We start from the raw sequence: 4,037 nt of genomic DNA, 5'->3' as shown, positions 1-4,037 counted from the left end.
CGCCGCGGCATCACCGGCGGCCGGGTCACCGGCTTCGGCAGCGTGGCCCTGGCCGACTACATCGCCGGCAGCCGCGCGCGCCTGCGCGTGATCCCGATGATCGAGAGCGCCGCCGGCGTGCGCGCCCTGCCGCAGATCCTGCAGGTGCCCGGCGTGTCGCTGGTGATGGAAGGCGCGCTGGACCTGGCGCTGGACCTGGGCGTCGGCCCGCAGCCCACCCATCCGCAGGTCTGGGAACAGCTGATGGCGATCGACGCGGCCTGCCGCGCCGCCGGCGTTCCCTTCTGCCCCAATCCCCGCGACGCCGCGCAACGCGCGCACTGGCTGGCGCAGGCGGACCTGCAGTGGCTGTTCGCCGGCGAAGACCGCGCGTTGCTGCAGGCCGCGTTGCGCCAGCGCGCGACCGACCTGCGCAGCCCCTGACCGTTTTCGTGCCTCTGGAGTCGTCGTCTTGATCGCTTCGCTTTCCCCTTCGCTGCTGGCCATCGCCCTCGCCGCCGCCATGCTCGCCCCCTCCAGCGCGCGCGCCGAGGACACTCCGCCCGACGCCGACGCGCAGGCGCGGATCCGCCAGCTCGACGCGGTGCAGGTGCAGGGCAGCCTGCTCGGCCGCTCCACCGTCGAGGACGTGCAGCACTACGCCGGCAGCCGCCAGGTGATCGACAACACGCAACTGCGCACCGGCGCCAACCGCTCGCTGGACGACGCGCTGCAGAAGGTGCCGGGCATCAAGGTGTTCGACGAGACCGGCACCGGCGCGCTGCCGCAGATCATGCTGCGCGGCCTGTACGAGAGCCGTAGCGGCCGCGTGCAGGTGCTCGAGGACGGCATTCCGCTGGCGCTGGCGCCGTACGGGCAGACCAGCCTGTCGTTGTTCCCGGTCGGCCTGAACCAGGTCGACCGCATCGACATCGTGCGCGGCGGCGCGGCGGTGCAGTACGGCCCCAACAACGTCGGCGGCGTGATCAACCTGATCAGCCCGGACATTCCCACCACCTGGACCACCACGCTGGGCCAGAAGGTCACCGCCGGCGGCGCCGGGCATTACCTGGGCGATACCGCGATCAGCACCGGCGGCTACGCCAGCGATACCTTCGGCCTGCAACTGGACGCCAACTGGACCAAGGGCGACTACTGGCGCGAGCACAGCGCCACCGACATCAAGAACCTGCGCCTGCGCGCGGAATGGTGGCTGGCGCCGGACACGCTGCTCAAGGCCAGCGTGCAGCGCTACGTCGCCGACATGGACATGGCCGGCGCCTTGTCTACCGCCGACTACCTGCGCGATCCGCGCCAGTCGACGCGGCCGCTGGACGCATTCAACGGCCGCACCACGCGCGCCTCGCTGGTCTACCAGCAGGACTTCGGCGATGTGGGGCCGTTCCAGGACCTGCGCCTGGACTGGAGCAACTTCAGCGCGCGCAGCAGCCGCAACTTCATCGTCGGCATGCGCTCGGCGGCCAGCGAGACCTGGCGCCCCGACCTGCCGCCGCAACTGCGGCAGAGCGCGCCGCGCGATTTCCGCGTCTACGGCAGCGAGCCGCGGCTGAGCTGGACGATGGGCGACGGCGCGGTGCGCCAGCAGTGGACGCTGGGCGCGCGCGCGATCAAAGAGGACATCGACTTCCTGGTCGGCAACACCCGCCTCAGGGACGGCCTGTACACCCTGGTGCGCGACTGGCGCTTCAAGGACCGCGGCGCCGCCGCCTACGTCAGCGACGCGATCGCCTTCGCTGACGGCCGCGTCACCGTCACCCCCGGCCTGCGCTACGAGCAGGTCGATTCGCGCTACTACAACCTCGCCAGCGGCGCGCGCACGCGCAACAAGACCGACGACGTGCTGCCCGGCCTGACCCTGGGATTCCAGGCCAGCCCGCAGTGGTACCTGTACGCCGACGGGCAGCGGTCGCTGCGCGCGCCGCAGGTCACCCAGATCATCTTCGGCGACAACCTCGACGCCGAACTGGCCTGGAACTACGAGGCCGGCGCACGCTACCAGCCCAACGAGCGTACCCGCGTGCAGTTCGGCGGCTACCTGATCGACTTCGACCAGCAGATCCAGCTCGACAACACCACGCGCACCTACCGCAACCTCGGCAAGACCCGCCACCAGGGCGGCGAAGTGGAACTGCAGTGGAGCCCGGCGCAACTGCGCGCGCTGACCCTCAACGCCGGCTACGCCTATCTGGACGCACGGCAGAAATCGGGCGTGTACGACGGCCTGCGCGTGCCCTACACCTCGCGCAACCAGCTCACCCTCGGCGCGTCGTACCGGCCCGAGTCCGGTCATACCACCGTCGCCGTTTCCAGCTATTACTTCAGCCGCGCCTTCAGCGATGCGGCCAACACCGTGCAGGAGAACGCGATCGGCTCGGTCGGCGAGCTGCCGGCCTACTGGGTGTGGAACGCGCAGCTGAGCCAGGTGCTCAGCGAAGGCGCCAGCGGCAAGCTCAGCGCGTCGCTGGCGGTCAACAACCTGTTCGATCGCAAGTACTGGTACCGCGGCATCGACACCAGTCCCTGGGGCCGGCAGCCGGCGCCGGGCCGCAGCGTCACCGTCGGCCTCGAGTACACGTTCTGATCCACCCCGGCGTCGGACGACGACGCCGGCAGTCGCACCACCGCGCGCCAGCACGGCGCGCCGCCGCCCGCGGGAGACGCGGGCACCTGCAGCGGACGCAGCCGCGTCCTTCCCCTACCCAGCGCGCGCCCGATGCGATGCGCCAGGCAACCACGCGACCCTGCCGCAGCCGCGGCGCATGCCTCCCGTGTCCGCCTCCGCGCGGCCGCGCCGGCGGCGTGCGTGCGCCTGCGCCCGACGAGACCCGTACATGACCTCGCACGACGCTCCCCTGCTGCTCCTCAGCCACGTCTGCCACCCGGCGGTGACCGATGGCTTCCTCCCCGCCGCGCAGCGCCTGGGCGTGCCGGTGCTGCTGCTGACCGACCACCGCCACGCGCACCTCGAGCACTTCCGCCGCCATCCGCCCGCCGCACCGGTGCAGGTGCTGGAGTGCGACGTGTTCAATCCGCTGGGCGTGCTCGACCTGCTCGGCAGCCTGCCGCAGCCGCCGCGCGCGGTGTTCAGCAACAGCGACCACCTGCAGACCAGCGCCGCCGTGGTCGCCGCCGCGCTCGGCGTGCCGGGCAAGGATTGGCAGGTCTGCTACGCGGCCAAGAACAAGGCGGCGATGCGCCAGCGGCTGCGCGCGCTCGGCCTGCCGGCGCCGTGGTTCTGCAGCCTGGCGCCGGGCGCGATGCCGCCGGCGCAGGCGCCGTGGCCGCTGATCGCCAAGCCGCGCGAAGGCGTGGCCAGCCTGGACGTGCGCCACTGCGCCGACGCGGCGGCGCTGCAGGCCTACCTCGATGATTTCTGGCAGCGCCACCCGCAGCGCAGCGTGCTGCTGGAAAGCGTGCTGGACGGCCCGCTGTTCACCCTGGAGACGCTCGGCGACGGGCACACCCTGCAACCGATCGGCGGCTTCGACGTGCAACTGTCGTCGCCACCGCATTTCGTCGAATGCGAGGCGCGCTGGCGCAGCGCCATCGACACCCCGGTGCTGCAGCAGGCACTGGCGCAATTGCAGGCGTTCGGCATCGGCTTCGGCGTATGCCACAGCGAGTTCATCCTCACCGCCGACGGCCCGGTGCTGGTGGAGATCAACTACCGCAGCATCGGCGACGGCCGCGAATTCCTGCTCGATCGCCTGTTCGGCGGACACTGGTTCGACAGTGTGCTCGGCCTGCACCTGGGCCGGCCGCTGCCGGCGCTGCAGGCGCGCCGCGCGCAGGCGCTGGTGCGCTACTACGTGGCCGAGCACGACGGTACGCTGGCGGTGGCCAGTGCCGACCACGCCAGCAGCGACGCGCACTGGGAAGCGCGCTACCGGCGCCTGCGGCAACCCGGCGACGCGATCCGCCTGAGCCACTCCAACAAGGATTACCTGGGCGTGCTGGACGTGCTCGCCGACACCGCGTCGGACCTGCAGCAGGCGCTGGCCCGCACCGAGGCCTCGCTGCACTGGCGCATCGACACC

General features: G+C 71.6%; 3 protein-coding genes. All 3 read left to right on the top strand.

What is annotated here, in order from left to right; all coding sequences use genetic code 11:
* The coding region (locus D588_RS0121280; protein ID WP_017917438.1) for an aldolase/citrate lyase family protein at positions 1 to 423 on the top strand (423 nt) is incomplete at its 5' end.
* 79 nt (positions 424 to 502) lie between these two features.
* On the top strand, positions 503 to 2,581 hold the full coding sequence (locus D588_RS0121275; RefSeq protein ID WP_051067901.1) for a TonB-dependent siderophore receptor: 2,079 nt from the start codon (positions 503 to 505) through the stop codon (positions 2,579 to 2,581).
* Positions 2,582 to 2,831: 250 nt separating this feature from the next.
* Positions 2,832 to 4,037: carboxylate--amine ligase (locus tag D588_RS0121270; RefSeq protein ID WP_017917436.1), on the top strand; the 1,206-nt coding region annotated here is incomplete at its 3' end.

Origin of the sequence: Xanthomonas sp. SHU 308, from assembly GCF_000364645.1 — a bacterium.
Lineage (GTDB): Bacteria > Pseudomonadota > Gammaproteobacteria > Xanthomonadales > Xanthomonadaceae > Xanthomonas_A > Xanthomonas_A sontii.
Note: the sequence above shows the minus strand (reverse complement) of the source record. Positions and strands in the feature narration are given on the sequence as shown.

Excerpts from the sequence above, each read along its gene's own strand:
- D588_RS0121275 (WP_051067901.1), top strand. The coding sequence starts at position 503 with ATGCTCGCCCCCTCCAGCGCGCGCGCCGAGGACACTCCGCCCGACGCC.